The sequence below is a fragment of the Variovorax sp. GW821-FHT09D04 genome (genome assembly GCF_059416405.1).
The window spans coordinates 130105-156959 of record NZ_JBWKPA010000005.1 but is presented as its reverse complement, the minus strand read 5'-3'; the positions used below and the strand labels follow the sequence as shown (position 1 = coordinate 156959).

22 protein-coding genes are annotated in these 26855 nt (G+C 69.4%); 5 read left to right on the top strand and 17 right to left on the bottom strand.

From position 1 onward, the window contains the following. Positions 1-4 precede the first annotated feature (4 nt). Positions 5-739 (top strand): RNA polymerase sigma factor FliA, encoded by a 735-nt coding sequence (locus AC07O4_RS17340; RefSeq protein WP_495305202.1) that lies wholly within the window; start codon positions 5-7, stop codon positions 737-739. A 6-nt stretch (positions 740-745) separates the two neighbouring features. Here AC07O4_RS17340 and AC07O4_RS17335 read toward each other — a convergent pair whose 3' ends face one another. The 5 genes from AC07O4_RS17335 to AC07O4_RS17315 are packed head-to-tail and all read right to left on the bottom strand — an operon-like array spanning position 746 to position 7042. Then, positions 746-1609, bottom strand: coding sequence for an isocitrate lyase/PEP mutase family protein (locus AC07O4_RS17335; RefSeq protein WP_492734261.1), 864 nt, complete (start codon positions 1607-1609; stop codon positions 746-748). 29 nt (positions 1610-1638) lie between these two features. Beyond that, entirely contained in the window at positions 1639-2829 is a 1191-nt protein-coding gene (gene prpF, locus AC07O4_RS17330) for a 2-methylaconitate cis-trans isomerase PrpF (protein ID WP_495305201.1), read from the bottom strand. 2 nt (positions 2830-2831) lie between these two features. Further along, positions 2832-5426, bottom strand: coding sequence for a Fe/S-dependent 2-methylisocitrate dehydratase AcnD (gene acnD, locus AC07O4_RS17325; RefSeq protein WP_495305200.1), 2595 nt, complete (start codon positions 5424-5426; stop codon positions 2832-2834). 60 nt (positions 5427-5486) lie between these two features. Beyond that, positions 5487-6644, bottom strand: coding sequence for a bifunctional 2-methylcitrate synthase/citrate synthase (gene prpC / locus AC07O4_RS17320; protein ID WP_492728892.1), 1158 nt, complete (start codon positions 6642-6644; stop codon positions 5487-5489). Then, positions 6641-7042 (bottom strand): acyl-CoA thioesterase, encoded by a 402-nt coding sequence (locus AC07O4_RS17315; RefSeq protein ID WP_139704672.1) that lies wholly within the window; start codon positions 7040-7042, stop codon positions 6641-6643. Before AC07O4_RS17315 ends, prpC begins: the two co-directional genes overlap by 4 nt. A 119-nt stretch (positions 7043-7161) precedes the next feature. Between AC07O4_RS17315 and AC07O4_RS17310 the strand changes: the two genes are divergently transcribed. Further along, a complete protein-coding gene (locus AC07O4_RS17310) occupies positions 7162-8589 on the top strand; it encodes a short-chain fatty acyl-CoA regulator family protein (protein WP_495305199.1) in 1428 nt (475 codons plus the stop codon). 12 nt (positions 8590-8601) lie between these two features. Here AC07O4_RS17310 and AC07O4_RS17305 read toward each other — a convergent pair whose 3' ends face one another. The 4 genes from AC07O4_RS17305 to AC07O4_RS17290 form a co-directional block, all read right to left on the bottom strand. After that, entirely contained in the window at positions 8602-10059 is a 1458-nt protein-coding gene (locus AC07O4_RS17305) for an efflux transporter outer membrane subunit (protein WP_495305198.1), read from the bottom strand. Next, positions 10059-13223, bottom strand: a complete 3165-nt coding sequence (locus AC07O4_RS17300; RefSeq protein WP_495305197.1) for an efflux RND transporter permease subunit — start codon at positions 13221-13223, stop codon at positions 10059-10061. The genes AC07O4_RS17305 and AC07O4_RS17300 overlap by 1 nt, the downstream gene beginning before the upstream one ends. A gap of 9 nt (positions 13224-13232) precedes the next feature. Further along, positions 13233-14459, bottom strand: coding sequence for an efflux RND transporter periplasmic adaptor subunit (locus tag AC07O4_RS17295; RefSeq protein WP_495305196.1), 1227 nt, complete (start codon positions 14457-14459; stop codon positions 13233-13235). 197 nt (positions 14460-14656) lie between these two features. Further along, entirely contained in the window at positions 14657-15613 is a 957-nt protein-coding gene (locus tag AC07O4_RS17290; protein WP_495305195.1) for a LysR substrate-binding domain-containing protein, read from the bottom strand. Between the two features lie 182 nt (positions 15614-15795). Between AC07O4_RS17290 and AC07O4_RS17285 the strand changes: the two genes are divergently transcribed. Next, entirely contained in the window at positions 15796-17154 is a 1359-nt protein-coding gene (locus tag AC07O4_RS17285; protein ID WP_495305194.1) for an amidohydrolase, read from the top strand. Here AC07O4_RS17285 and AC07O4_RS17280 read toward each other — a convergent pair. Then, the gene (locus AC07O4_RS17280; protein WP_095946654.1) at positions 17130-18071 is read right to left on the bottom strand and encodes a LysR family transcriptional regulator; all 942 of its coding nucleotides are present in this window, start codon (positions 18069-18071) and stop codon (positions 17130-17132) included. The two genes, AC07O4_RS17285 and AC07O4_RS17280, sit on opposite strands and share 25 nt — an antisense overlap. A 144-nt stretch (positions 18072-18215) precedes the next feature. On the opposite strand from AC07O4_RS17280, the gene AC07O4_RS17275 reads away from it, so the two are divergent. Beyond that, positions 18216-19418, top strand: a complete 1203-nt coding sequence (locus AC07O4_RS17275; RefSeq protein WP_495305193.1) for an MFS transporter — start codon at positions 18216-18218, stop codon at positions 19416-19418. A 107-nt stretch (positions 19419-19525) separates the two neighbouring features. Here the strand turns inward: AC07O4_RS17275 and AC07O4_RS17270 are convergent, their stop codons facing one another. Next, complete coding sequence (locus AC07O4_RS17270; protein ID WP_062482043.1) at positions 19526-19927, bottom strand: phage holin family protein; 402 nt, start codon at positions 19925-19927, stop codon at positions 19526-19528. Between the two features lie 198 nt (positions 19928-20125). Between AC07O4_RS17270 and shkS the strand changes: the two genes are divergently transcribed. Beyond that, a complete protein-coding gene (gene shkS / locus AC07O4_RS17265) occupies positions 20126-21541 on the top strand; it encodes a surface-behavior sensor histidine kinase ShkS (protein WP_070061585.1) in 1416 nt (471 codons plus the stop codon). A gap of 73 nt (positions 21542-21614) precedes the next feature. Here the strand turns inward: shkS and AC07O4_RS17260 are convergent, their stop codons facing one another. The 6 genes from AC07O4_RS17260 to AC07O4_RS17235 form a co-directional block, all read right to left on the bottom strand. After that, positions 21615-22217 carry a LuxR C-terminal-related transcriptional regulator gene (locus AC07O4_RS17260; protein ID WP_056578680.1) on the bottom strand — a complete coding sequence of 201 codons (603 nt, stop codon included), beginning with the start codon at positions 22215-22217 and terminating at the stop codon, positions 21615-21617. A gap of 76 nt (positions 22218-22293) precedes the next feature. Then, positions 22294-23625: a tryptophan--tRNA ligase gene (locus tag AC07O4_RS17255; RefSeq protein WP_095744105.1), complete on the bottom strand. Its 1332-nt coding sequence runs from the start codon at positions 23623-23625 to the stop codon at positions 22294-22296. Between the two features lie 17 nt (positions 23626-23642). Then, on the bottom strand, positions 23643-24314 hold the full coding sequence (locus tag AC07O4_RS17250; RefSeq protein WP_062482125.1) for a site-2 protease family protein: 672 nt from the start codon (positions 24312-24314) through the stop codon (positions 23643-23645). Positions 24315-24357: 43 nt separating this feature from the next. Then, positions 24358-24993 carry an L-threonylcarbamoyladenylate synthase gene (locus tag AC07O4_RS17245; RefSeq protein ID WP_095744107.1) on the bottom strand — a complete coding sequence of 212 codons (636 nt, stop codon included), beginning with the start codon at positions 24991-24993 and terminating at the stop codon, positions 24358-24360. A 16-nt stretch (positions 24994-25009) separates the two neighbouring features. Then, a complete protein-coding gene (locus AC07O4_RS17240; RefSeq protein ID WP_495305192.1) occupies positions 25010-25987 on the bottom strand; it encodes a DMT family transporter in 978 nt (325 codons plus the stop codon). Beyond that, positions 25984-26841: a 3',5'-nucleoside bisphosphate phosphatase gene (locus tag AC07O4_RS17235; RefSeq protein ID WP_062482136.1), complete on the bottom strand. Its 858-nt coding sequence runs from the start codon at positions 26839-26841 to the stop codon at positions 25984-25986. Before AC07O4_RS17235 ends, AC07O4_RS17240 begins: the two co-directional genes overlap by 4 nt. Positions 26842-26855 lie beyond the last annotated feature (14 nt).

Here is a 26855-nt window from a genome sequence, read left to right as displayed (position 1 = left end):
GGCCGTGTACACCGCACAGGGCACCATCGAGAAATCGCATCTGCTGGAACAGCACCAGCCGCTGGTGCGCCGCATCGCGCTGCAGATGATGGCGCGGCTGCCGGCCAGCGTGGAGCTGGACGACCTGATCCAGGCCGGCATGCTCGGCCTGCTCGACGCGTCGAGCCGCTACCAGGACCACCGCGGCGCGCAGTTCGAGACCTTCGTCAGCCAGCGCATCCGCGGCGCCATGCTCGACGAGCTGCGCGCCAGCGACTGGGGGTCGCGCGGGCTGCGCCAGTCGGCGCGCGGCATCGAGAAAGCGATCCAGGCGCTGGGCCACCGGCTGGGCCGCGCACCCTCCGAAGGCGAGATCGCGAAGGAGCTGAAGGTCGACCTGGAGACCTACCAGTCGATGCTGCAGGACATCCAGGGCTGCCAGCTGCTGTACGTGGAAGACTTCGCCAAGGGCGACCCCGACAACCCCTTTCTCGACCTGCATGCGCAGGAGGCGCGCAAGGGGCGCGGCGACTTCGACGACCCGCTGGCGCGCCTGCTCGAAAGCGGCTTTCGCCACCAGCTGGTGGACGCCATTGGCGCGCTGCCCGAGCGCGACCAGCTGCTGCTCAAGCTCTACTACGAGGAAGAGCTGAACCTGCGCGAGATCGGCGCGGTGCTCGAGGTGAGCCAGTCGCGCGTGTGCCAGCTGCACGGCCAGGCGGTGAGCCGGCTGCGTGCGAAGCTGAAGGACTCTTTGTAGAGAACCTCAGCTGGCGTAGCGTGCATCCAGCGCATCGAGCTCGGGCTTGCGCACCAGCCGCTGCCGTTCGGCGAAGGGCGCGACCAGCGACGGGTCCTCGTCCATGCGCCGCGTGTCGCGCAGCACCGTGAGCGCCTTCTGCATGCCGGCCAGCGCGCCCTGCAGCGCGGCGTTGGCATACAGCACGATGCCGTAGCCGAGGCCGCCGAGTTCCTCGGCGCCGAAGATCGGCGTCTTGCCGCCGATCACCATGTTCATGAGCTGCGGCTTCGCCAGCCGCTGCGGCAGCGCACGGATCTCGTCAGCCGTGGTGACGGCCTCGACGAACAGGATGTCGGCGCCGGCCTCGCTGAACTTCTGCGCGCGCTCGATCGCGGCCTCGAACCCCAGCGTCGCCGCCGCGTCGGTGCGGGCCATGATGAGCAGGTCGGGGTCGGTGCGCGCATCGACCGCGGCCTTGATCTTGTTGACGGCTTCCTCGGTGGAGATCACCTCCTTGCCCGAGAAATGGCCGCAGCGCTTGGGCGCGACCTGGTCCTCGAACTGGATGCAGTCGGCGCCCGCGCGCTCCAGCACGCGCACCGTGTGGCGCACGTTCAGCGCGTTGCCGAAGCCGGTGTCGGCATCGACGATCAGCGGCAGGTTCACCGCGTCGCGGATGCGCGCCGTGTGGTCGGCGATCTCGTGCAGGCCCATGAAGCCCTGGTCGGGCAGGCCGAACCACATGTTGGTGACGCCCGCGCCGGTGACGTAGATGGCCTCGAAGCCCAGGTCTTGGATGACGCGCGCCGAGAGCGCGTTGAAGGCGCCCGGCACCAGCACGCCGCGGCGGGCCTCGGCCAGGGATCGGAGGGTCTTGCGAGTCGACATCGGAATTTCCTGTGAATGGATCTGAAAGCTCAAAGGGTGTCGCCGGGCACACGCACCCAGCCTTCCATCAGCACGCGGGCGCTGCGGCTCATGACGGCCTTGGTCACCTGCCACTCGCCATCGACCTGGCGGGCCTGCGCGCCCACGCGCAAGGTGCCCGAGGGGTGGCCGAAGCGCACGGCCTCGCGCGCGCCGCCACCGGCCGCGAGGTTCACCAGCGTGCCGGGAATGGCGGCGGCCGTGCCGATGGCCACCGCCGCCGTGCCCATCATGGCGTGGTGCAGCTTGCCCATCGACAGCGCGCGCACGAGCAGGTCGATGTCGCCGGCCGCCACGACCTTGCCGCTCGATGCGGTGTAGCCGGCGGGCTTGGCCACGAAGGCGACCTTGGGCGTGTGCTGGCGGCTGGCCGCTTCGTCGAGCGTGCGGATGAGGCCCATGCGCAGCGCACCGTGCGCGCGGATGGCCTCGAAGCGGGCGAGCGCGGCGGCGTCGCCGTTGATCGCGTCCTGCAGCTCGGTGCCGGTGTAGCCGAGCGCCTCCGCGTTCACGAAGACGGTGGGGATGCCGGCGTTGATCATCGTGGCCTGCAGCGTGCCGAGGCCGGGCACCTCCAGCGCGTCGACGAGGTTGCCGGTCGGGAACATCGCGCCGCCTGCGCCGTCTTCTTCGGCGGCGGGGTCCATGAATTCGAGCTGCACCTCGGCCGCGGGAAAGGTCACGCCGTCGAGTTCGAAGTCGCCGGTCTCCTGCACCGCACCGCCGGTCATCGGCACGTGCGCGACGATGGTCTTGCCGATGTTGGCCTGCCAGATGCGCACGACCGCCACGCCGTCGCGCGGCACGCGTGCCGCGTCGATGAGGCCGTTGCTGATCGCGAACGGGCCCACGGCCGACGAGAGGTTGCCGCAGTTGCCGCTCCAGTCGACGAAAGGCCGGTCGATCGACACCTGGCCGAAGAGGTAGTCCACGTCATGGCCGGGCCGCTCGCTCTTCGAGAGGATGACGGTCTTGCTGGTGCTCGACGTGGCCGCGCCAATGCCGTCGATCTGCTTGCCGTAGGGGTCGGGGCTGCCGATCACGCGCAGCAGCAGCGCATCGCGCGCGGGGCCCGGCACCTGCGCGGCCTCGGGCAGGTCCTGCAGGCGGAAGAACACGCCCTTGCTGGTGCCGCCGCGCATGTAGGTGGCGGGGATCTTGATCTGCGGAAGGTGCGGCATCGTCAGTCGGCTTTCGTGGCGGCGAGGAAGTCCTGCGCAAAGCGCTGCAGCACCCCGCCGGCTTCGTAGATGGAGGCCTCTTCGGCGGTGTCGAGGCGGCAGGTCATGGGCACGTCGAGCCGTTCGCCATTGCGGCGGTGCACGACCAGCACGAGGTCGGCGCGCGGGTTGCGCTCGCCGGTCACATCGTACGTTTCGGTGCCATCCAGGCCCAGCGTGAGGCGATTGGTGCCCGGCTTGAATTCGAGCGGCAGCACGCCCATGCCGATCAGGTTGGTGCGGTGGATGCGCTCGAAGCCTTCGGCCGCGATCGCTTCCACGCCGGCCAGCCGCACGCCCTTGGCGGCCCAGTCGCGCGACGAGCCCTGGCCGTAGTCGGCGCCGGCCACGATGATCAGCGGCTGCTTGCGCAGCATGTAGGTCTCGATGGCCTCCCACATGCGCATCACCTCGCCCTCGGGCTCCACGCGCGCGCGCGATCCGGCGCGCACCGTGCCGTCGGCCTTGCGCACCATCTCGTTCTTCAGCGTGGGGTTGGCGAAGGTGGCGCGCTGCGCCGTGAGGTGGTCGCCGCGGTGGGTGGCGTAGGAGTTGAAGTCGTCCTCGGGCAGGCCCATGCGCTGCAGGTACTGGCCGGCTGCGCTGTCCAGCAGGATCGCGTTCGACGGCGAGAGGTGATCGGTCGTGATGTTGTCCGGCAGGATCGCCAGCGGACGCATGCCCGTGAGCGTGCGTTCGCCGGCCAGCGCGCCTTCCCAGTACGGCGGGCGGCGGATGTAGGTGGAGGCGGGGCGCCAGTCGTACAGCGGCGCCACCTGCTCGCCCGTGTCGGGCTGGATCGCGAACATCGGCTCGTACACCTGGCGGAAGTGCGCGGGCTTCACGCTGGCTTTCACGATGGCGTCGATCTCTTCGTCGCTCGGCCAGAGGTCTTTCAGGCGAATCTCCTTGCCGTCGACCACCGTGAGCACGTCCTTCTCGATGTCGAAGCGCACCGTGCCCGCAATCGCGTAGGCCACCACCAGCGGCGGCGAGGCCAGGAAGGCCTGCTTCGCGTACGGGTGGATGCGCCCGTCGAAGTTGCGGTTGCCCGAGAGCACGGCCGTGGCGTACAGGTCGCGCTCCACGATCTCCTGCTGGATGGCCGGATCGAGCGCGCCCGACATGCCGTTGCACGAGGTGCAGGCATAGGCGACCACGCCGAAGCCCAGCTGTTCGAGCTCGCGCATCAGGCCCGCATCTTCCAGGTACAGCGTGACCGCCTTCGAGCCGGGCGCGAGCGAGGTCTTGACCCAAGGCTTGCGCGCCAGGCCCACGCGGTTGGCGTTGCGCGCGAGCAGGCCTGCGGCGATCACGTTGCGCGGGTTGCTGGTGTTGGTGCAGCTGGTGATGGCCGCGATGATCACCGCGCCGTCGGGCATCTGGCCGGGCACCTCGTCCCACGGTGCGGCGATGCCGCGCGCCGCGAGGTCGGCGGTGGCCACGCGCGCATGCGGGTTCGACGGGCCGGCCATGTTGCGCACGACCGTCGACAGATCGAACTGCAGCACGCGCTCGTACACGACCTCGGCGAGCGTGTCGGCCCACAGGCCCGCCTGCTTCGCATAGACCTCGACCAGGCGCACCTGCTCGTCGGCGCGGCCTGTGAGGCGCAGGTAGTCGAGCGTCTGCGTGTCGATGGCGAACATCGCCGCGGTGGCGCCGTACTCGGGGGCCATGTTGGAGATGGTCGCGCGGTCGCCCAGCGTGAGGCTGGCCGCGCCTTCGCCGTGGAACTCGAGGTACGCGCCCACGACCTTTGCTGCGCGCAGGAACTCGGTGAGCGCGAGCACGACGTCGGTGGCCGTGATGCCCGGCTGCGGCCGGCCCGCGAGGCGCACGCCGACGATGTCGGGCAGCCGCATCCACGAGGCGCGGCCCAGCATCACGTTCTCGGCCTCGAGCCCGCCCACGCCGACGGCGACCACGCCCAGCGCATCGACGTGCGGCGTGTGGCTGTCGGTGCCGACCAGCGTGTCGGGGTAGGCCACGCCGTCCTGCGCATGCACGACGGGCGACATCCGCTCCAGGTTGATCTGGTGCATGATCCCGTTCCCCGGCGGTATCACCTCCATGTTGCGGAAGGCCCGCTTCGTCCATTCGATGAAGTGAAAGCGGTCTTCGTTGCGCCGGTCCTCGATGGCGCGGTTCTTCGCGAAGGCATCGGGGTCGAAACCGCCGCACTCCACCGCCAGCGAATGGTCGACGATGAGCTGCACCGGCACCACGGGGTTCACCTGCGACGGGTCGCCGCCCTGTTCGGCGATGGCGTCGCGCAGGCCGGCCAGATCGACCAGCGCGGTCTGGCCGAGGATGTCGTGGCAGACCACGCGCGCGGGGAACCACGGAAAGTCATGGTCGCGCCGGCGCTCGATGAGCTGCGTGAGGCTCTGCACGAGGATCGCCGGGTCGCAGCGGCGCACGAGGTTCTCGGCATGCACGCGCGCGGTGTAGGGCATCGGGGCCCAGGCGCCGGCCTGGATCGCCTCGACGGCTGCGCGCGCATCGAAGTAGTCCAGCGCGGTGCCGGGAAGGTTCTTGCGGTAGTCGGTGTTCATGGGGCGCTTGTCGCTCGGCACCCGCGCGCAGGCACGGGCGCTTTTCTTCTTCTCGTGTTTTTACTTCCGATCCTGGATCGGCGCGAACTTCAGGTCTTCGGGGCCCGTGTAGTTGGCGCTCGGCCGGATGATCTTGTTGTCGATGCGCTGCTCGATGATGTGCGCCGCCCAGCCCGAGGTGCGCGCAATGACGAACAGCGGCGTGAACATGGCCGTGGGCACGCCCATCATGTGGTAGCTCACGGCGCTGAACCAGTCGAGGTTGGGGAACATCTGCTTCACCTCCCACATCACGGCCTCGAGCCGCTCGGCAATGTCGAACATCTTGGTCGAACCGGCCTCCTGCGACAGCGTGCGCGCCACGCCCTTGATGACCACGTTGCGCGGGTCGCTCACGGTGTAGACCGGGTGGCCGAAGCCGATCACGACTTCCTTGGCGGCGACGCGGCGGCGGATGTCGGCCTCGGCTTCGTCGGGCGCGTCGTAGCGCTTCTGGATTTCGAAGGCCACCTCGTTGGCGCCGCCGTGCTTGGGGCCGCGCAGCGCGCCGATGGCGCCGGTGATGGCCGAGTACACATCGGAGCCCGTGCCCGCGACCACGCGCGCCGTGAAGGTGGAGGCGTTGAACTCGTGCTCGGCATACAGGTTGAGCGAGGTGTGCATGGCGCGCTCCCACTGCGCGCTGGGCTTGCGCCCGTGCAGCAGGTGCAGGAAGTGCGCGCCGATGGAGTCGTCGTCGGTCTCGACCTCGATGCGTCGGCCCTGCGTGGACCAGTGGTACCAGTACAGCAGCATCGAGCCGAGCGAGGCCATGAGGCGGTCGGCGATGTCGCGCGCGCCGGGCAGGTTGTGGTCTTCCTTCTCGGGCAGCAGGCAGCCCAGCGACGAGACGCCGGTGCGCATCACGTCCATCGGATGGGCGCTGGCAGGCAGCTGCTCCAGCGCCTCCTTCAGGCTCGCGGGCAGGCCGCGCATGGCTTTCAGCTTGGCCTTGTAGGCGCGCAGCTCGGCGGACGTGGGCAGCTTGCCGTGCACCAGCAGGTGCGCGATTTCCTCGAACTCGCAGACCTCGGCGATGTCCAGGATGTCGTAGCCGCGGTAGTGCAGGTCGTTGCCGGTGCGGCCCACGGTGCACAGGGCGGTGTTGCCGGCGGTCACGCCCGACAGGGCGACGGATTTCTTGGGCTTGAAGCCGGTGGGGGTGGCGGTGTCGTTCATGCGGGTTCCTTGTCGGTGTGCAGGTAGGCGTTGCGCAGGCGCGCGGGACGGCCGCGGCCGTCGACGGCCACCATCTCGAACAGGCCTTTGAGCGAAGGGCGGGCCTCGCCGTCGGGCGGCTCGGCCGCGCCGGTGACGCAGACCGTGAGCGAGCTGCGCCCGGCGCGCGTCACCCAGGCCCGCAGGCGCAGCACGTGGCCGACGGGCACGGGTGCGAGGAACTGCGCGTCGCCCAGGCTGGCCATCACCACGTCGGATTTCGCGAAGGCGCGCGCGGCGAGGAAGGCGGCCTTGGACATCAGCAGCAGGGCGTTGCCGCCGAACAGCGTGCCGTAGTGGTTGGCGTGCTCGGGGAACACGATGTCGGTCAGCTCGATGGCGGCGGATCGGTTTGTCATACTTCGCAATTTACGCAATCGAATGCCCATAATGAAGGCCTGAATTGGCGAATCATTGCGAATGAAGATGGCTGATTTTGCAAATATTGCGAATATCGCAAGACCCACGAGGTGACCCGATGAGCAAGACCTTCATGGGCGTGCGCCTGCGCACGCTGCGCGCCGAACGCGGCCTCACGCAGGTGGCGCTGGCCCAGATGCTGGGCCTGTCGCCGAGCTACCTGAACCAGATCGAGCAGAACCAGCGCCCGCTCACCGTGGCGGTGCTGCTGCGCATCAGCAAGACGCTCGGCGTCGACGTGCAGCAGTTCTCCGAAGACGAAGAGGCGCGGCTGGTGGCCCGCATGCGCGAGGCGCTGGCGGACAACCCCGGCGGCGAGGCCGTGGCGCTGCCCGAGCTGCGCGAGGTGGCGTCGCAGATGCCGGCCGTGGCGCGCGCGCTGCTCGCCTTGCACCGCCGCCACCAGGAAGCGCAGGAGCGGCTGGAGCTCATGGCCGCCGAATTGGGCGACGGGCGCGGCGACATCTCGCGCAGCCGGCCGATGCCTTTCGAGGTGGTGCGCGATTTCTTCTTTGCCCACCAGAACCATTTCGACCCGCTCGACACCGCCGCCGAATCGCTCGCCGCCGAGGCCCGCGCGCAGGGCGGACCGCTCGCCGAGTGGCTCCAGCAGCGGCTTCTTTCGGCGCACGGCGTGCGCGTGGTGCCGGGCGACGAAGGGGAGGGCGCGCTCGACAGCCAGCGCCGCTACGACCCGGCCCGCCGCGTGCTGCGCCTGTCGGCGGGCCTGGAGCCGGGCCAGCAGGCCTTCCAGCTGGCCACGCAGCTCGCGCTGCTGGAGCAGGCCGCGCTCATCGAATCGCTGGTCGTGCAGGCCGATTTCGGCGACGCCCCGGCCCACGCGCTCGCGCGCATCGGGCTGGCCAACTACTTCGCGGCCGCCGTGCTGCTGCCTTATGGTCCGTTCCTGCAGGCGGCCGAGGCGCTGCGCTACGACATCGACCTGCTCGCGCGCCAGTTCGGCGTGGGCTTCGAAACCGTGTGCCACCGCCTGAGCAGCCTGCAGCGCCCGGGCGCGTCGGGCGTGCCCTTCTTCTTCATCCGCGTGGACCGGGCCGGCAACATCTCCAAGCGGCAATCGGCCACGCACTTCCACTTCTCGAAGACCGGCGGCACCTGCCCGCTGTGGAACGTGTACGAGGCCTTCGCGCAGCCCGGGCGCGTGCTGCCGCAGCTGGCGCGCATGCCCGACGGCCGCGCCTACCTGTGGATCGCGCGCACTGTGTCGCACGGCCAGCGCGGCTTCGGCTCGCCGAGCAAGACCTTCTCGATCGGCCTGGGCTGCGACATCCGCCACGCCCCGCGCCTGGTCTACGCCAAGGGCCTGGACCTGAAGGACCCCGACGTGCCCACGCCCATCGGCATGGGCTGCAAGGTCTGCGAGCGCGTGGCCTGCCCGCAGCGGGCGTTCCCGTTTGTCGGGCGGCCGCTGGATGTGAACGAGAACGAAAGCAGGTTCACGCCCTACGCTGTGGCTGGTGCGTAGGGCGGCGGCGCATCAGTCGCCTTGCGCAGGTTGCTGCGTGCCGGACGCCTCGCTCCACCCACCCCCCAGCGCCTTGTAGATCGCCAGCCGGTTCGTCTGCTCCGTGAGCTGCAAGCCGATCAGCGTCTGCTGCGCCGCATAGTCGCTGCGCTGCGCGTCCAGCACGTCGAGGTAGTTGGCGGCGCCGCTCTTGAAGAGCGACTGCGAGAGCTCGAAGCTGCGCGCGGTGGCGGCGCGCAGCGAGCGCTGTGCGTCGAGGCGCTCGGCCAGCGTGCGGCGTTCGGCCAGGGCGTCGGCCACTTCGCGGAAGGCGGTCTGCACGGCCTTCTCGTAGGTGGCGATCTGGATCTTCTGCTGCGCCTGCGCCACTTGCAGGTTGGCGCGGTTGGCGCCGCCGTCGAAGATCGGCACGCTGATCGACGGCGCGAAGCTCCAGGCCTTGCTGCCGCTCGCGAACAGGCCCGAGAGCGTGCTGCTCGCGGTGCCGGCCGAGGCGGTGAGCGCGATGCGCGGGAAGAAGGCCGCGCGCGCCGCGCCGATGTCGGCATTGCTCGCGCGCAGCGCGTGCTCGGCGGCGCGCACGTCGGGCCGCTGCTGCAGCACGCTCGACGACAGGCCGGCCGGGGGCACGAGCAGCTGCGCGACGTCGGCGGTCGTGGCGGCGGTCGGCAGCAGCTCGGGCGGCGGCGTGGCGCCGACCAGCAGCGCCAGCGCGTTGCGGTCCTGCTCGACCTGGCTGTCGAAGGCCGCGGCGTCGGCGCGCGCGGCATCGACGGTGCTCTGCGCCTGCGCCAGCGCCAGGCCCGACTGCGCGCCGAGCGCATGGCTGCGCTGCACCAGCTCGAAGGACTTGCGCTGGCTCTCGAGCGTGCCGCGCGCGAGCTGCAGGCGCTGTTCGTCGGCGGCCAGCTGCAGCCACGCCGTGGCGACGGAGGCCACGAGGCTGATCTGCGTGCTGCGCTGGGTTTCCTCGGTCTGGAAGTAGCCCTGCAGCGCCGATTCGCCGAGGTTGCGCACGCGCCCGAACAGGTCGAGCTCGTAGGCCGTCATGCCGAGGTTGGCGCTGTACTGCGAGGCGATGCGCGATTCGCCGCTGGTCGACAGGCTGCCCGGCGTGCGCGAGCGCGTGCCGCTCGCGCCGGCGTTGACGGTGGGGAACAGGTCGGCCCGCGCGATGCCGTACTGGGCGCGCGCACGCTCGATGTTGAGCGCCGCCACGCGCAGGTCGCGGTTGTTGGCGAGCGCGAGTTCGATCACGCCCTGCAGCTGCTTGTCGACGAAGAAGTCGCGCCAGCCGATGTCCAGGGGTGTGGTCGTGGCGATGCCGGCCGAGGGCAGGTTCGATGGTACGGGCGAGACGGGCGTTTCATACGCGGGCGCGAGGTTGACGCAGCCCGCGAGCACGACCGAGGCCAGGGCGGCGCAGGCCAGTGCGCGCAGGGGAAGGCGGGGCAGGAGAGTGCGCGTCATCACTGGGCTCCCTGTTCCGCGGGCAAGGCATCCGGTGGCGTTTCGGCCGGCTTGCGGCGGGCTTCCAGCCAGCCGCGGATCATCGCGAAGAACAACGGCACGAAGAAGATGCCCAGCGCGGTGCCGACCACCATGCCGCCCAGCACCGCGGTGCCGATCGACTGGCGCCCACCTGCACCTGCACCCGTGCCGATGGCCAGCGGCAGCACGCCGAAGCCGAAGGCCAGCGAGGTCATGAGGATGGGGCGCAGCCGCAGCCGCACGGCCTCCAGCGTGGCCTCGATCACGCCCTTGCCCTGCTCCTGCAGCTGCTTGGCGAACTCCACGATCAGGATCGCGTTCTTCGACGACAGCCCCACCGTGGTCAGCAGGCCGACCTGGAAGTACACGTCGTTGCTCAGGCCGCGCAGGCTGGTGAACAGCAGCGCACCCACGATGCCCAGCGGCACCACCAGGATCACCGAGAACGGCACCGACCAGCTCTCGTACAGGGCCGCAAGGCACAGGAACACGAACAAGATCGAGATGGCGTAGAGCACCGGCGCTTGCGCGCCCGACAGGCGTTCCTGGAACGAGGCGCCGGTCCATTCGTAGCCGATGCCGGCGGGCATCTGCTTCATCACTTCGTCGACGGCGGCCATGGCGTCGCCCGAGCTCACGCCGGGCGCGGCATCGCCGACGAACTCGTAGCTGGGGCTGCCGTTGTAGCGCTGCAGCTGCGGCGAGCCATACGTCCAGCGCGAACCGGAGAAGGCCGGGAACGGCACCATCTGGCCCAGGCTGTTGCGCACGCTCCAGCGGTCGATGTCGGTGGGCAGCATGCGAAAGGCCGTGTCGCCCTGCATGTACACGCGCTTGACGCGGCCGTTGTCCAGGAAGTCGTTGATGTAGGTGCCGCCCATCGCGCTCGACAGGGTGCTGTCGATGTCGGACGTGGCCAGGCTGGCCGCGCCGGCGCGCGCGTCGTCGATGTCCACCGCGAACTGCGGCGTGTCGTCCAGGTTGTTGCTGCGCACGTTCGCCACCTCGGGGCGCTTGGAGAGCAGGTCGATGAGCTGGTCGCGCGCCTTCACCAGTGCGTCGTGGCCCAGTCCGTTGATGTCCTTCAGGTGGAAGTTGAAGCCCGCGTTGGCGCCGAGCCCGCGCACCGCCGGCGGCAGCAGCACGAAGATGCGCGCGTCGCGGATGGTCGACAGCTCCTTGTTGGCGCGCCGCGCGAGTTCGGCGGCCGACTGGCCGGCGCCTTCGCGCTCGGCCCAGTCTTTGAGCTTCACGAAGGCGCGCGCCGAACTCTGGTCGCCGTTCTGCCCGGTGATGACGTTCACGCTCACCACCTCGGGCTGCTTGGTGAAGTAGTCCTGCATCTGCGCGACCACCGGCTGCAAGCGCGCATCCGACGCGCCCGGCGGCAGCGTCACCTGCACTTGCAGGAAGGCCTGGTCTTCATCGGGCAGGAAGGAGGTGGGCAGGCGCATGAACAGCAGCGCCATCACGGCCGCGATCAGCAGGTACACCACGAGGCTGCGCTTGCCGCGCCGCACGATGCCGCCGACGATGCCCTGGTAGCGGTCGGCGCCCTGGTCGAAGCGGCGGTTGAAGCCCGCGAAGAAGCGGTCGACCGCGCCCAGCACGCCCTTGCGCGGCGCCGCGTGGCCGCCCTTGGCGACCGGCTTGAGCAGCGTGGCGCACAGCGCCGGCGTGAGCGTGAGCGCCACGAACACCGACAGCGCCATGGCCGAGACGATGGTGATCGAGAACTGGCGGTAGATCACGCCGGTCGAGCCGCCGAAGAAGGCCATCGGGATGAACACCGCCGACAGCACCAGCGCGATGCCCACCAGCGCGGGCGTGATCTCGGCCATCGACTTGCGCGTGGCCTCCTTGGGCGACAGGCCCTCTTCGTGCATCACGCGCTCGACGTTCTCCACCACCACGATGGCGTCGTCCACCAGAAGGCCGATGGCCAGCACCATGCCGAACATGGTGAGCGTGTTGATCGAGTAGCCCGCCACGGAGAGCACGCCGAACGTGCCCAGCAGCACCACCGGCACGGCAATGGCCGGGATCAGCGTGGCGCGGAAGTTCTGCAGAAAGATGTACATCACCAGCACGACCAGCACCATGGCCTCGGCCAGCGCCTTCACCACCTCGTCGATCGACGCGCTCACGAAGGGCGTGGTGTCGTAGCTCACGAAGGTCTGCATCTGGTTGGGAAAGAGCGGCTGCAGCTCGGCCACCTTGGCCTTCACGGCCTCGGCCACCTGCACCGCGTTGGCGCCGTCGGCCAGCACGATGCCCATGCCGGCGCCCGGACGACCGCCCAGCACCGAGCGCACCGTGAGGTTCTCGGCGCCCAGCTCGACACGCGCCACGTCGCGCAGGCGCACCACGGCGCCGTCGGGCGTGGCGCGCAGCACCACGTTCTCGAACTCCTCGACCGTCTTCAGCTTGCTGCGCGCGGTGATGGTGGCGTTGAGCTGCTGCTGCGCGCCGGCCGGCAGCGCGCCGAGCTGGCCGGCCGAGACCTGCGCGTTCTGCGCGGTGATGGCGTTGCCCACGTCCGAGGGCATGAGCGCGTACTTGCGCAGCTTGTCGGGGTCCAGCCACAGGCGCATGGCGTAGCCGGTGCCCAGCGTCTGCACCTCGCCCACGCCGTCGACGCGGCTGATGACGTCGACCAGGTTGCTGCTGATGTAGTCGCCCACGTCCACCGCCGAGGCGCTGCCGTCGCCGGAGAACATCGAGACGATCAGCAGGAAGTCGTTGCCGCCCTTGGTGACGGTGACGCCGCGGCTTTGCACCTGCTGCGGCAGGCGCGACATGGCCTGCTGCAGCTTGTTCTGCACCTGCATCTGGGCCACGTCGATGTTGGTGCCCGCGTTGAAGGTGAGCGACAGGCGCGCCACGCCCGACGAGTTGCTGGTCGACTGCATGTACAGCAGGTTGTCCAGCCCCTTCATCTGTTGCTCGATGACCTGGGTGACGGAGTCTTCCACCGTCTTGGCCGAGGCGCCGGTGTAGGTGGCGTTGATGGACACGCGCGGCGGCGCGATGTCGGGGTACTGCTCCAGCGGCAGCGTGCGGATGGCCATCAGGCCGGCGAGCATGACGACGATGGAGAGCACCCACGCGAAGATGGGGCGGTCGATGAAGAACTGGGCCATGGCGGGGCCTCAGCGCGCGACGGTGGCGGAGGCGGCGTCGGGCGTGGCGCTCGCGATGGCAGCACCGGCCGGCTTCGCGCCCAGGTCGACCGTGCGCACCTTGTCGCCCACCTTCACGCGCTGCGAGCCTTCCATGAGCACGCGATCGCCCGCGGCCAGGCCGTCGATCACCTGCCAGCGCGTGCCGACGGCACGGCCGATGCGGATGGGCCGCTTCTGGACCTTGTCTTCGGCGTCGATCACCAGCGTGGAGGCGCTGCCGTCGGGCGCGCGCGTGACGGCCTGCTGCGGCACCAGCAGCGCGGCGTCGTTCACGCCTTCCTGCAGCACGGCGCGCACGTACATGCCGGGCATCAACAGCTTGTCGGGGTTGGGCACCACGGCGCGCAGCGTGACGCTGCCGGTGCCGGCATCGACCGTCACGCCGCTGAAGGTGAGGCGGCCCGCGTGCGGGTAGGGGCTGCCGTCTTCCAGCAGCAGTTGGATGCGCGCCTCGGCCTCGCTGGCGCGCTGCAGCCGGCCGCTGGCCAGCTCGCGCTTCAGGCGCAGCAGCTCGCTGCTGGACTGCGTGACGTGCACGTGGATCGGGTCGAGCTGCTGCACGGTGGTCATGGCCGCCGCCTGGTTGGCTGTGACCAGCGCGCCCGGCGTGACCGTGGACAGCTCGGCCCAGCCGGTGATCGGCGAGGTGATGCGCGTGTAGCCCAGCTGGATGCGCGCGGTCTGCTCGGCGGCGCGGGCCACGCCGAGGTCGGCCTCGGCCTGCTGCTCGGCGGCCTGGGTCTCGTCGAACACCTGGCGGCTGATGGCGTCGATCTTCACCAGCTCGGCATTGCGCTTGGCCACGGTGCGGGCCGTGGCCAGGGCCGACTCGGCCTTGCGCACGCTGGCCTGCGCGCTGGCGTGGGCCGCCTGCAGCGAAGCGGGGTCGAGCTGGTAGAGCACCTGGCCGGCCTTGACCTGCGAGCCTTCGGTGAAGAGCCGCTCCTTGAGGATGCCGCCGACCTGCGGGCGGATCTCGGCGATCACCGGGGCCGCGGTGCGCCCGGGCAGCTCGGTGCTCAGGGCCAGCACCTCGGACTTGAGCGTGACGATGCCGACTTCCTTCGCCGGGGCGTTGGCCGCCTTGGCCGCGCCGGGAGCCTCCACATTGGTGCGCGAGCACCCCGCGAGGGCGGCGGCGATGCACAGGGCCGTGAGGAGCGGGGCGGAGCGGGAGGCAAAGTGGACGGGCATGGACAGGCAGAAGTAACGAAAGCCAAAGATGGAGCGGGCTCGCGCCGTCGAGTTCAATGCCGCGGCGCGGGGGCGGCGAACTTTACAGAGCGGAAACCGTGCCATGTCCCGAGGGGACGGGCGGGTGGCGTCGAGTGTGCGGCCCCACAGTTAAGCGGGTGTGAAGCGGGACATTGCCCGCATGAAAAACCCGCCGGCTACGGTTTCTTCCTGGCCTGCGCGACGAGGAAATCGACCAGCAGCTGCAGCGGCCCGACCTCGTTGTCGGTGCGGTAGAGGATGCCCAGCGGCGCGATGGGCGCGTTCATGCGCAGCGGCAGCTCTGCCACGGCCGCGCGGTCGAGCTGGTCGAGCACGGTGCGCGGCACCGGCACCACCACGTCGGGCTGCGAGAGCAGGGCGCGCACCAGCTGCGGCGTGAGCACCTGGATGGCGTGCGGGCGCGGCACGATCCGCTCGGCGGCCCAGGCGGCTTCCATCACCTGGCGCACCGCGAAGTGCGCGGGCGGCAGCACCCAGCGCGAATCGGCGAGGTCGCGCAGCCGCAGCCGCAGGCGCTTGCGCTGCACAGCCGGGTGGCCGATGCCGGCGATGACCACCACCTCGTCGCTGCGCAGCGGCACGAAGCGGTGAGCGTCGGGCACGCGCGCAGGCTGGCGCAGCAGCACGGCGTCGAAGGCGCCCGCGCGCAGGCCGATCGTGAGCCGCTCGATGTTGCCTTCCTCGATGAACAGGCGCAGCTTGGGGTGCTTCGCATGCAGCAGGTTCAGCGCGGGCTGCAGCACGCTGGCGATGGCCGCCTCGATGGCGCCGATGCGCAGCGCGCGCGTCTCCTGCGCGGCCAGCGCCGCGAGGCCGTCGCTGGCCACCTGCATGGCGTCGATCACCATGCGCGCGTGCAGCGCCAGCAGCCGCCCGGCCTCGGTGATGCGCATGCCGCGCGCGTGGCGCTCGAACAGCGGCGTGTCGAGCAGGCCCTCGACCTCCTGCAGCATCTGCGTGGCCGCCGGCTGGCTGATGTGGATCGCGTCGGCCGCGCGGCGCAGGTGCGAGTGCGCGGCCAGCGCGTCGATGAGCTTCAGGTGGCGCAGGCGCAGGCGCGCGAGCAGCCGCTCGTGCAGCACGGAGGAGGGCGTAGGTGTGTCGGCGGCCATCGATAGGCATTCATTATCAGTCGATGCAAAAGCGATTGGACGCCAATCGGTGGCCTTCCTACGCTCACGGGGTCGGGCGGCAGACAAGGGCGCATCGGCTGCCGGTCCGACGGGGCCGTGCGGACGAAGGGCTCCCGCCCGGCGGGTCCTTCCCTTCCTTGCTTTTCAGACAACACATCACCATGTCCCACCGATTCCGTCCGGCCGCGCGCCTGTGCCTGCCCATCGTCCTAGCCGTCTCGTCCCTGTGCGCCTCGGCGCAGGAGGCACCTGCGGCTGCTGCCGCATCGCCCGCCGCCGTGCCGCTGTACCCGCTGATCGCCGAGCGCTCCAAGGCCATCGAGCAGAAGGTGATCGACTGGCGCCGCGACATCCACCAGCACCCCGAGCTGGGCAACCAGGAAAAGCGCACCGCCGCGCTGGTCGCGGCCCACCTGAAGGCGCTGGGCTACGAGGTGCGCGAAGGCGTGGCCGTGACCGGCGTGGTCGCCACGCTGCGCGGCGGCAAGCCCGGCCCGGTGGTGGCGCTGCGCGCCGACATGGACGCGCTGCCCGTGAAGGAACAGGTCGACGTGCCCTTCGCCTCCAAGGCGCGCGCCCAGTGGGGCTTCGCGACGGTCGACGTGATGCACGCCTGCGGGCACGACGGCCACGTGGCGATCCTCATGGGCGTGGCCGAGGTGCTGGCCTCGATGAAGGCGCAGCTGCCCGGCACCGTGAAGCTGATCTTCCAGCCGGCCGAAGAAAAACTGCCCAACGCCGAGATCGGCGGCGCGCGCCGCATGCTGGCCGAAGGCGCCTTCGACGCGCCCAAGCCCGACGCGGTGTTCGGCCTGCACCTGGTCTCGGCGCTGAACACCGGGCAGATCGGCTACAAGAGCGGCCCCATCACCGCGAGTTCGGACACCTTCAAGGTCAGCGTGAAGGGCCGCCAGACGCACGGCTCGCAGCCCTGGAGCGGGGTCGACCCGATCGTGCTGGGCTCGCAGATCGTGCTGGGCTTCCAGACCATCGCGAGCCGCCAGGTCAACGTGACGAAGGAGCCATCCGTGTTGAGCGTGGGCACCTTCAACGCGGGCACGCGCTACAACATCATTCCCGACTCCGTGGAGATGAGCGGCACGCTGCGCACCTACGACGACGAGATGCGCCAGTTCATCATCAAGCGCATGGGCGAGACCGCCTCGCACATCGCGCAAAGCGGCGGCGGCACGGCCGAGGTCCGCGTCGAGGCCGACGGCTACGCCCCGACCGTGAACGACCCGGCCCTGACCGCCAGGATGGTGCCCAGCCTGCAGCGCGTGCCCGGCGCCACGCCGATCGTGATCCCCAAGGGCACGGGCGGCGAAGACTTCTCGTTCTTCGCGCAGAAGGCGCCCGGCCTGTTCGTGATGATTGGCGCCACGCCGCCCGGCCGCGACGCGAACAAGGCCGAGCCCAATCACTCGCCGCGCTTCTTCGTCGACGAGGCCAGCCTGCTGGTGGGCGTGCGCACGCTGTCGCAGCTGACGGTGGATTACATGGCGGGCGCGCAGCGCTGACCTGAGCGAATCGGCTGCTCCAGCGCATCCGACAACGGAAACAGGTGCTGCGCGATGAAGTCCACGAACACACGGATCCTGGGCGACAGCTGCCGGCTCGACGGCCACAGCACGTGGAAGATCATGTGTTCGCGGTTGTGGTCGTCCAGCACCGTGACCAGGCGGCCCTGTTCCAGTTGCTGGCGCACGGCGATCTCCGGCACGCAGGCAATGCCCAGTCCCTGCTCGGCAAAGCAGACCTGCGGATCGAGCGTGTTGGTCACCATGCTGGCCGGCAGGTCGATGGCGGGCGCGCCGGCCGCAAGGCCCAACGGCCACACGTCCAGCTTGCCTGTGCTGGGAAAGCGATAGAGCAGGCAGGCGTGGCTTGCCAGGTCTTGCGGTTCGCGCGGCACGCCGGCCCGGCGAAAGTAGGCCGGCGCACCGACGATCACCTTGCGGCACGAGCCGATGCGGCGCGCCATCAACCGTGAATCGCTGGGCTCGCCGGTGCGGATGACCGCGTCGAAGCCTTCCTCGATGACGTCCACCAGCCGGTCGGCGTAGTCGATGTCCAGTTCGATGTCGGGGTAGAGCCGCTTGAACGCCGCCAGCTTGGGCATGAACAGGGTGCCCACCGACGGCAGGCTGATGCGCAGCTTGCCGCGCGGTGCGCTCTGTGTCTGCAGCAGTTCCGCTTCGGCCGATTCCACCTCGCAAAGGATGCGCCGGCAGCGCTCCAGGAACAGCGCGCCTTCCGGCGTCAGGTGGACGGTGCGCGTGGAGCGATGGAACAGCCGCACGCCCAGCCGTTCTTCGAGCCGCACGATGGCCTTGCTGACGGCCGAGGCCGAGATGCCCAACTGCTGCCCCGCGGCCGTGAAGCTGCGCGTTTCGCCGGCGCGAACGAAGACGTTCAGCGAACCCAGGTTTTCCATTGGCTAACTTTGATTGATGACTTGAGAGTCACATGTATTTGAAACTTTAGCCCATTTTTCATTGATGCATTCCCGCCCACACTGCGGTGAACGCCAACGCGGGCCACCCGGCCAACGCGGGCACAGACGATGGAAAACAACTGAATGACCACCACAACCGCCACCGTGGGCGAGCGCACTGAACGACTGCCCGTGGCCGCCTTGCTGGCCCTGTCGATGACCGGCTTCTTGGCGCTGCTGACGGAAACGATGCCGGCCGGCATGCTCTTGCGCATCAGCCAGGACCTGGGCGTGTCGGAAGCGCTCGCGGGCCAGTTCGTGACCCTCTATGCCATCGGCTCGCTGGTTGCGGCCATCCCGCTGACGGCGGCCACGCTGGGCTGGCGGCGCCGACCGTTGCTGATCGCGGCGCTGGTCGCCGTGCTGGCCTTCAACACGCTCACGGCGCTGACGTCGAGCTATGCCGTCGCGCTGGTTGCGCGTTTCATGGCCGGCATGGCGGGCGGCCTGATCTGGGGGATGCTGGCGGGCTATGCGCGGCGCATGGTGCCCGAGCACCTCAAGGGGCGCGCGCTGGCAGTGGCCGGGCTGGGGGCACCGCTGGCGTTGTCGCTGGGCGTCCCGCTGGGGACGTTGATGGGTGCCACGCTGGGCTGGCGCACTGCGTTCGGCGGCATGTCGCTGCTCACGCTGGCGGTGATGGCCTGGGTCTTCCTGCAGGTGCCCGACTATCCGGGGCAGACGGCCGAAAAGCGCGCGCCGGTGCGCCGGATCTTCGTCACGCCCGGCGTGCGACCGGTGCTGGCCGTGCTTGCGCTGTGGGTGCTGGCGCACAGCATTCTCTACACCTACGTGATGCCGTTCCTGGCGCCGGCCGGCCTGTCCGATCGGGTCGATGCGGTGCTGCTGGTCTTCGGCGTGGCATCGCTGGCCGGCATCTGGATCAGCGGGCTGCTCATCGACCGCATGCTGCGCTCGCTGGTGCTGCTCGCCCTCGCGGGCTTTGCGCTGGCGTCGCTGGCCCTGGGCGTCGCCGGCACGCAGCCGGTGGTGGTCTATGTCGCGGTGGCCGCGTGGGGGCTGACCTTCGGCGGCTCCGGGGCCTTGCTGCAGACCGCGTCGGCCGAAGCAGCCGGCCCCGGCGCGGACGTGGCGCAATCCATCCTCGTGACGGTGTGGAACATCGCCATCGCGGGCGGCGGCATCGTCGGTGGCGTGCTGCTGGAGACATCGGGCGTCGGCGCTTTTCCATGGGCATTGCTGGCGCTGTTGCTTCCCGGCCTTCTGATTGCCTGGGCATCGCGTGCGCACGGTTTTCCCGCGAAGCCACACCGGTCGTCCCACTGATTCCGAAGCGCGCGCGGCATTTCGCGCGCAACCGCCTCAGCAGCTTTCGCGCTGCTCGATGTGGAACGGGATCATCACCGTCGCCGTCGCCGTCGGCGGGGGCTCGCTCAGAGCCAGTTGCCGCCCTGCGGCATCTGGATCTGCTCGGCCGGGTCGCCGCCCGTCACGAACGAGCCGATGACGATGCTCAGCAGCGAGACGAAGATGCTCGCGAACAGCGCGGTCCAGAAGCCCGACACCTTGAAGCCCTTCACCAGCGCCGCCACCAGCAGGATCATCAGCGCGTTGATGACCAGCAGGAACAGGCCGAAGGTCAGCAGCGTCAGCGGCAGCGTCAGGAAGATCAGCAGCGGCTTGACGATGGCGTTGGCCAGCCCGAGCAGCAGCGCCGACACGATCAGCGCCGAGGTGCTGTCGAACTTGAGCCCCTTGAAGAGATGGCTGGCGACCCACAGCGAGATGCCGGTGATGGCCCAGTGGACGAGAAAAGGGGTGATGTTGTTCAGCATGGCGTGCGGTGTGTGTCGGCAGCCCGCATGGTAAACGGGGCGTCGCGGCGGACCGCTGCGCGGGGCGGGCGGATTTTCTGCGGTTACTTCCCGAAACCATGCCCGACAGGCCGTTAAGATCGCGAACTTCCGGCGCCTGCGCAGGCGCCTGTCTCCATCTTTCTCTGGTTTGGCCGAATCCACCACGGTCATGCATCCATGGCGAATGCGTCGATCGCAAGCGTGACACCCGCTCCGGCGTCGGCCGACGAGGCCGAGTCGTGGGTGCGCGGAGAACTCATCCGCAGCCTGATGCGCTCGGCGCGCGGCTCCTACCTCGTCTCGGCGGCGCTCATGCCCGCCATGGTCGGCCTGAGCTGGGGCCACGTGCCCCGCTGGGAGCTGCTGACCTGGCTGGCCGCCGGCATCATCGCTACCGCCTGCCGGGCCTGGGGCGCGCGCGTGTACGCCGTGCGCTATGCCGGGCGCAGCGCGGTCGCGCAGCAGCAGTTCACCGACCGCTACGGCTTCGTGTGGAGCACCAGCGCGGTGGTCTGGGGCTGCTCGGTGCTGCTGTTCTTCGAGCGCACACCGCAGGTCAACCAGTTCATGAGCTGGCTCATCGTGGCCGGCGTGGGCACCTTCCCGCTCAACGGGCTGGCGCTGCACCCGCCGCTGCTCAAGCGCTACGTCAACACGCTGTTCATCACCATGCTCGGCGCGGTGCTGGTGCGCCTCGTGGCCGTCACCATGCAGCACCCGCATTTCCAGTACGGCTACCTGATGCCGCTGCTGCCGGCGCTGCACTGGTTTCTGCTGCTGCGCGCCGGCCGCAACATCCACGAGACCGCGCGCAACAGCCTGGAGCTGCTGTTCCACAACCACATCCTGATCAAGTCGCTTACGCAGCAGCGGCAGGCGGCGGTGTCGGCCGTGGCCATGAAGAACCGCTTCCTGGCCAGCGCCGCGCACGACATGCGCCAGCCCGTGCTGGCGCTGTCGCTGTACGCCGACTGGCTGCGCAACGAGCCCGAGCTGGTGCTCGAACTGGCCCCGAAGATCGTGCGCGCCACCCACGCGGTGAACGCGCTGTTCGACTCCATGTTCGACCTGGCGCGCATCGACGCGGGCCAGGTGCGCCTGCACATCGAGCGCGTCGACGTGGCCGAGCTGCTGCACGACCTCGAGCTGCAGTACCGCCCCGTGGCCGAGAGCCGGGGCCTGGACTTCCGGGTGCACGTGACCGAGGGCTCGTTCCTCACCGACCCGATCCGCGTGCGCCGCATGATCGGCAACCTGCTCGCCAACGCCATCAAGTACACGACCGAAGGCGGCGTGCTGCTGGCCGCGCGCCAGACCCGCGAGGGCATGCGCGTGGAGGTGTGGGACACCGGCATCGGCATCGCGCCCGAGCACCTGCGCGACGTGTTCCTGGAGTTCTACAAGGTCGCTGACCACGCCGGCACCTCCGACGGCTTCGGCCTCGGCCTGGCCATCGTCGCGCGGCTGTCGCACGTGCTCGGCCACCCGGTCAGCGTGCGTTCGCGCCTGGGCAGCGGCAGCGTGTTCCGCGTGGCGCTGCACGACGCCGACGAGGCGGTGGCGCAGGCGCGGGTGAGTGCGTCGGGCGGCTGAGCGGCGCGCGCGCCGCCCATGAAAAAACCGCGCACGAGGCGCGGTTCCTGATCAAGCTGGCGCTGTTCCGGGCTCAGCCCGAGAGCAGCCCATTCGTCCGTGCATAGTGAAGGGCCTGCGTACGGCTCTTCACGCCCAGACGGCGGAACAGGCGCCACAGATGCACCTTCACCGTGTGTTCGCTGATCTCCAGGTCGGTGGCGATGTCGCGGTTGCTCATGCCCTTGTCGAGCATGGCGATCAGCTGGGTCTGGCGCTTGGAGAGCTTGCCGCTGTTGGCGGCCGGCATCTCCTCGGTGTCGTCTTCCGACCCGGCCATCAGCAGGCCGCGCAGGGCGGCTGCCAGCTCGTTGGAGCTGGCCGACTTCTCGATGTAGGTATCAGCGCCAGCCTCGATGCAGGCGTCTTCCATGTCGGCGGCCGGGGCTGCCGAGTACACGGCGATCGGCACGTTCGGATAGACCTGCTTGACCGCGATCACGCCCGAGACGCCATTGGTGTCCGGCAGCTTCAGGTCCAGGCAGAAAAGAGTGGGCGCGCCACGCTGCTGGACCGAACTGGCGAGCTTGTCGAGCCGCTCGAGCTCGACGATGTTCTCGGCGGGGCGCAGGCGACGCAGGACCATCACGATCGCGTCGCGCATCAGGGGGTGGTCGTCGATGACATAAATGCTCATGTTTTCTTCCTTTGTGATCGCACCGTCTTCTCTCTTGTCACACCCGCCGGCGGATGGCCCGCGGGTTGTTGCCGGATCAATGTCCCTGGGTGGTGGACGTTGCCTCCGCCAGTGCCTCCAGCGCCTCGGTGGCGGCGCGAGCCTGTTGCGCGTCGACCGGTTCGAGCTGCGCGGCCAGTGCCGTGAGCGCCGCGCCGCGTTGCGCCTGCAAGTCGGCGATGGTACGGCCCGCTTCCTGCGGCGACGCGAATCCACGGCTTTGCAAAAGGGTTTCGCCGCGCGCATCGAGCAGCTTGAAATAGAAAAGGCCGTCGGCCTTCTCGCGGTATTGCTTGAAGCTGGGCTTCGCCACCTTGGCGGCCTTGGCACCGGCGCCGTCGCGGCCCGCCGCAAGGTTGCGCAGGCCGACCGCATGGCGCAGCGAGGTCATGAAGGGGCGCGACAGCTTGCGCGCCTTCTCGGCGCCCAGCAGCAGGATGCGCTCGATCTCGGCCGGGTCGTTCATGAGCGCCTCGTAGCGCGCGCGCAGCGGCGCCACCTCGCGGTCGATGCGCTCGAACAGCACCTGCTTGGCGTCGCCCCAGGCGATGCCGTCGGCATACGCCTTGCGCAGCGCTTCGGTTTCCTCGGCGCTGGCAAAGGCCTGGTAGATCTGGAACAGGGCCGAGCCCTCGGTGTCCTTGGGCTCGCCGGGCGCGCGCGAGTCGGTGACGATGCTGGCGATCTGCTTTTGCAGCTGCGCGCGCGGCGCGAACAGTGGGATCGTGTTGTTGTAGCTCTTGCTCATCTTGCGGCCATCGAGGCCGGGCAAGGTGGCGACCGCATCGTCGATCTCGGCGTCGGGCAGCGTGAAGTGCTCGCCGTACTGGTGGTTGAAGCGCTGCGCCATGTCGCGCGCCATCTCGATGTGCTGCACCTGGTCGCGGCCCACGGGCACCTTGTGGGCGTTGAACATCAGGATGTCGGCGCCCATCAGCACGGGGTACATGAACAGGCCCGCCGTGACGTCGGCGTCGGGCTCCTCGCCCTTGGCGATGTTCTTGTCGAGCTGGGCCTTGTAGGCATGCGCGCGGTTGAGCACGCCCTTGCCGGTGACGCAGGTCAGGAACCAGGTGAGCTCGGTGATCTCGGCGATGTCCGACTGGCGATAGAAGGTCACGCGTTCGGGGTCGAGCCCGCAGGCCAGCCAGCTGGCCGCAATTTCGAGCGTGGAGCGCTGGATGAGCGCCGGCTCCTGCACCTTGATGAGCGCGTGGTAGTCGGCCAGGAAGAAGTAGCTCTCGACGCCGGCCGCGACGCTCTGGCGCACCGAGTGGCGGATGGAGCCGACGTAGTTGCCGAGGTGAGGCGTGCCCGACGGCGTGATGCCGGTCAGGACGCGCAGGGGAGCTGGAGAAGACGAAGCCATGGGACGAAAGAGAAAACTTAGAGCAGCATTGCCTTGAGCGGCGTGATGAGCAGGTTGACCACGAAGTAGCCGGCATCCATCAGCGGGCGCAGCCAGTAGTTGCTGACGATGCCGGCGAGCACCAGCGCCATCACGATGAAGAAACCGTAGGGCTCGATGCGCGCCAGGAAATTCTGCGCCGGGCCGCTGGGCAGCAGGCCCGCCAGCACGCGGCCGCCGTCGAGCGGGGGCAGCGGGAACAGGTTGAAGGCCCACATCACGAGGTTGACCAGCACGCCGCCCTGGCACATCTTGATGAAAAAGGTTTCACTGACGCCGGCCGCGACGATCACGATGAGCAGCACGGCCCACAGGATGGCCTGGATGAAGTTGGAGGCTGGGCCCGCGAGCGCGACCCACACCATGTCGCGCTTGGGATGGCGCAGGCGGTTGAAGTTGACCGGCACCGGCTTGGCATAGCCGAACAGGAAGGCGCCCGAGGTCGCGAAGTACAGCATCAACGGCATCAGGATGGTCCCGATGGGGTCGATGTGCTTCATGGGGTTGAGCGTCACGCGGCCCATCATGGCGGCGGTGTTGTCCCCGAAGTGGCGCGCCACGTAGCCATGCGCCGCTTCGTGCACGGTGATCGCGAAGATCACCGGCAGTGCGTAAATCAGAACCGTCTGTATCAGATTGGAAATATCCACTGCGCGATTGTGTCAGAGAGGAAAGAGGCGGCCGAGCCGTTCGTCAGAGGCCAAGCACCGCGAGCGCACCGCGGCCCTGGCGCACCACGACCGGGTCGTCGCCCGTGCCCATGGGCGTGAGGTCGACCACGGTGGTCGGCTGCGACGGGCAGGCGCCGGCGTCGATGACGGCGCCGATCTGCTTTTCGAAGCGCTCGCGGATTTCCTGCGCGTCGTTCAGCGCTTCGGTCTCGCCGGGCGCGATGAGGGTGGTGGCCAGCAGTGGCGCGCCGTGCAGCTCCAGCAGCTCCAGCAGCACCTTGTGGTCGGGCACGCGCAGGCCGATGGTCTTGCGCTGCGGATGGCTCACGCGGCGCGGCACTTCCTTGGTGGCTTCGAGCAGGAAGGTGTAGGGCCCGGGCGTGGCGGCCTTGAGCAGGCGGTACTGCTTGTTGTCGACACGCGCGTAGTTGGCCAGCTCGCTCAGGTCGCGACACAGCAGCGTGAGGTGGTGTTTGTCGTCGACCTGGCGGATGCGGCGCAGCTGGTCGACCGCGTCCTTGTCGTCCAGGTGGCAGGCCAGCGCGTAGCTGGAGTCGGTGGGCACCGCCACGACCTCGCCGCGCGCGAGCAGCGCCACGGCCTGCTTCAGCAGGCGCTGCTGGGGGTTCTCGGGATGGACTTCGAAGTACTGGGCCATGGTGAATTGCTCCTGATCAGGATTCCGCCGGTTCGATCGGCACGCGCCGCTCGCGCACGGTGAGCCACGCGCCGGCGGCGCCGCACACGGCGATCATCGCCATGCCGATCAGCGAGAAGCGGTCGGGCACGTGGGAAAAGATGAGCCAGCCGCCCAGCATCGCGAAGGCGATCTGCGCGTACAGGTACGGGGTGAGGGTGGACGCCGGCGCGCGCTGGTAGGCCAGGATCAGCATGAAGTGTCCCACCGTGCCCATGAAACCCATGAGACACAGCAGCGCCCACCATTCCCACGAGGGCAGGGCGGTCCAGGCGAAGGGCACGGCCACCGAGGCCAGCAGCGTGCCGACCCAGCCCGTGTAGAAGTGCATGGTCAGCGGGTTCTCGGTCTGCGCGAGCTTGCTGGTCAGCACCTGGAACCAGGCGTTGGTCAGCACCAGCCCCAGCGGCAGCAGCACGGCCCAGCTGAAGCTGCCGCCGCCCGGACGCAGGATGACCAGCGTGCCGATGAAGCCGCCCGCCACCAGCGTCCAGCGCAGCGGCGACACCTGCTCCTTGAGCGTGGTGGCGGCCAGCAGCGTGATCACCAGCGGCGCGATCAGCACGATCGACGTGAACTCGGCCAGCGGCATGTAGCGCAGGCTCAGGAAGGCAAAGAGGCTCGAGCCCAGCAGCAGCGCGCCGCGCAGCGCCTGGTAGCGCGGGTGCTGCGTGCGCAGCAGGGCCGTGCCGCGCAGCGGCAGCAGCACCAGCGTGGTGGCCACGGCCTGGAAGGCATAGCGGAACCACACCCCCATGAGGATCGGCACGGCGAGCGTCGAGTACTTGGTGGCCGTGTCCAGCGTGGCGAAGCAGGCCACCGCCAGGATGACCAGCCCGATGCCCGCGAGGATGCGTTCGGACTCGGTGCGGCGGCGGGTTTGCGCTGTGGCGCGTGCCTGGGCGAGCGCGGCGGTGGCCGCGCTGTCGATGCCGGGCCCGGGGCTCTGGCTCACTGCTGGATGCGGTGGCCGAGCAGTTCCCACACCGGCGTGAGGCTGCCGGGCAACGGTGGCAGCTTGCCGAGATCGCAGTGGCTCTCGTCGGGGCTGTGGAAATCGCTGCCGCGCGAGGCGGCGAAATCGAACTCGAGCGCCTTGTCGGCGTACTCGACGAACTCGGCTGGCGTGTGGCTGCCCGTGACGACCTCGATCGCCTGGCCGCCGTGCGCCTTGAATTCGAGGAACAGCGCGTACTCCTCGTTGGCCGTGAACTTGTAGCGGCCCGGGTGCGCGATCACGGCCATGCCCTTGGCGGCGGTGATCCAGTGCACGGCGTCCTTCAGCGAGGCCCAGCGGTGCGGCACGTAGCCGGGCTTGCCTTCGGTGAGGAACTTGCGGAACACCTCGGGGGTGTCGCGGCAGTGGCCCTGCTCGACCAGGAAGCGCGCGAAGTGCGTGCGCGAAATGAGTTCGGGGTTGCCGACGAACTTGAGCGCGCCTTCGTAGGCGCCGTGGATGCCGACCTTGGCCAGCCCCTCGGACATTTCCTGCGCGCGCTTGCCGCGGCCGCCGCGCGTGTCGTACAGGCCCTGCGACATGGCGGCGTCGTCGGGGTCGAAGCCCAGGCCGACGATGTGCACGGTTTCGTTCGCGAAGGTCACCGAGATCTCGGTGCCCGTGAGGTAGCGCATGCCGTTTTCGCGCGCGGCCGCGGCGGCGCGGTGCTGGCCGCCGACCTCGTCGTGGTCGGTGAGGGCCCAGAGCTCGACCCCGTTGGCGGCGGCGCGGGCGGCCAGCGCTTCGGGCGTCAATGTGCCGTCGGAGACCACGGAGTGGCAGTGAAGATCGGCATTGAGAGTAGAAGACACCGGGCGATTCTAGG

Coding starts and splice junctions, on each gene's coding strand:
- AC07O4_RS17335 (WP_492734261.1), bottom strand. CDS start 1,609: ATGTCGACTCGCAAGACCCTCCGATCCCTGGCCGAGGCCCGCCGCGGC.
- prpF (WP_495305201.1), bottom strand. CDS start 2,829: ATGCCGCACCTTCCGCAGATCAAGATCCCCGCCACCTACATGCGCGGC.
- acnD (WP_495305200.1), bottom strand. CDS start 5,426: ATGAACACCGACTACCGCAAGAACCTTCCCGGCACCGCGCTGGACTAC.
- prpC (WP_492728892.1), bottom strand. CDS start 6,644: ATGAACGACACCGCCACCCCCACCGGCTTCAAGCCCAAGAAATCCGTC.
- AC07O4_RS17315 (WP_139704672.1), bottom strand. CDS start 7,042: ATGACAAACCGATCCGCCGCCATCGAGCTGACCGACATCGTGTTCCCC.
- AC07O4_RS17310 (WP_495305199.1), top strand. CDS start 7,162: ATGAGCAAGACCTTCATGGGCGTGCGCCTGCGCACGCTGCGCGCCGAA.
- AC07O4_RS17305 (WP_495305198.1), bottom strand. CDS start 10,059: ATGACGCGCACTCTCCTGCCCCGCCTTCCCCTGCGCGCACTGGCCTGC.
- AC07O4_RS17300 (WP_495305197.1), bottom strand. CDS start 13,223: ATGGCCCAGTTCTTCATCGACCGCCCCATCTTCGCGTGGGTGCTCTCC.
- AC07O4_RS17295 (WP_495305196.1), bottom strand. CDS start 14,459: ATGCCCGTCCACTTTGCCTCCCGCTCCGCCCCGCTCCTCACGGCCCTG.
- AC07O4_RS17290 (WP_495305195.1), bottom strand. CDS start 15,613: ATGGCCGCCGACACACCTACGCCCTCCTCCGTGCTGCACGAGCGGCTG.
- AC07O4_RS17285 (WP_495305194.1), top strand. CDS start 15,796: ATGTCCCACCGATTCCGTCCGGCCGCGCGCCTGTGCCTGCCCATCGTC.
- AC07O4_RS17280 (WP_095946654.1), bottom strand. CDS start 18,071: ATGGAAAACCTGGGTTCGCTGAACGTCTTCGTTCGCGCCGGCGAAACG.
- AC07O4_RS17275 (WP_495305193.1), top strand. CDS start 18,216: ATGACCACCACAACCGCCACCGTGGGCGAGCGCACTGAACGACTGCCC.
- AC07O4_RS17270 (WP_062482043.1), bottom strand. CDS start 19,927: ATGCTGAACAACATCACCCCTTTTCTCGTCCACTGGGCCATCACCGGC.
- shkS (WP_070061585.1), top strand. CDS start 20,126: ATGGCGAATGCGTCGATCGCAAGCGTGACACCCGCTCCGGCGTCGGCC.
- AC07O4_RS17260 (WP_056578680.1), bottom strand. CDS start 22,217: ATGAGCATTTATGTCATCGACGACCACCCCCTGATGCGCGACGCGATC.
- AC07O4_RS17255 (WP_095744105.1), bottom strand. CDS start 23,625: ATGGCTTCGTCTTCTCCAGCTCCCCTGCGCGTCCTGACCGGCATCACG.
- AC07O4_RS17245 (WP_095744107.1), bottom strand. CDS start 24,993: ATGGCCCAGTACTTCGAAGTCCATCCCGAGAACCCCCAGCAGCGCCTG.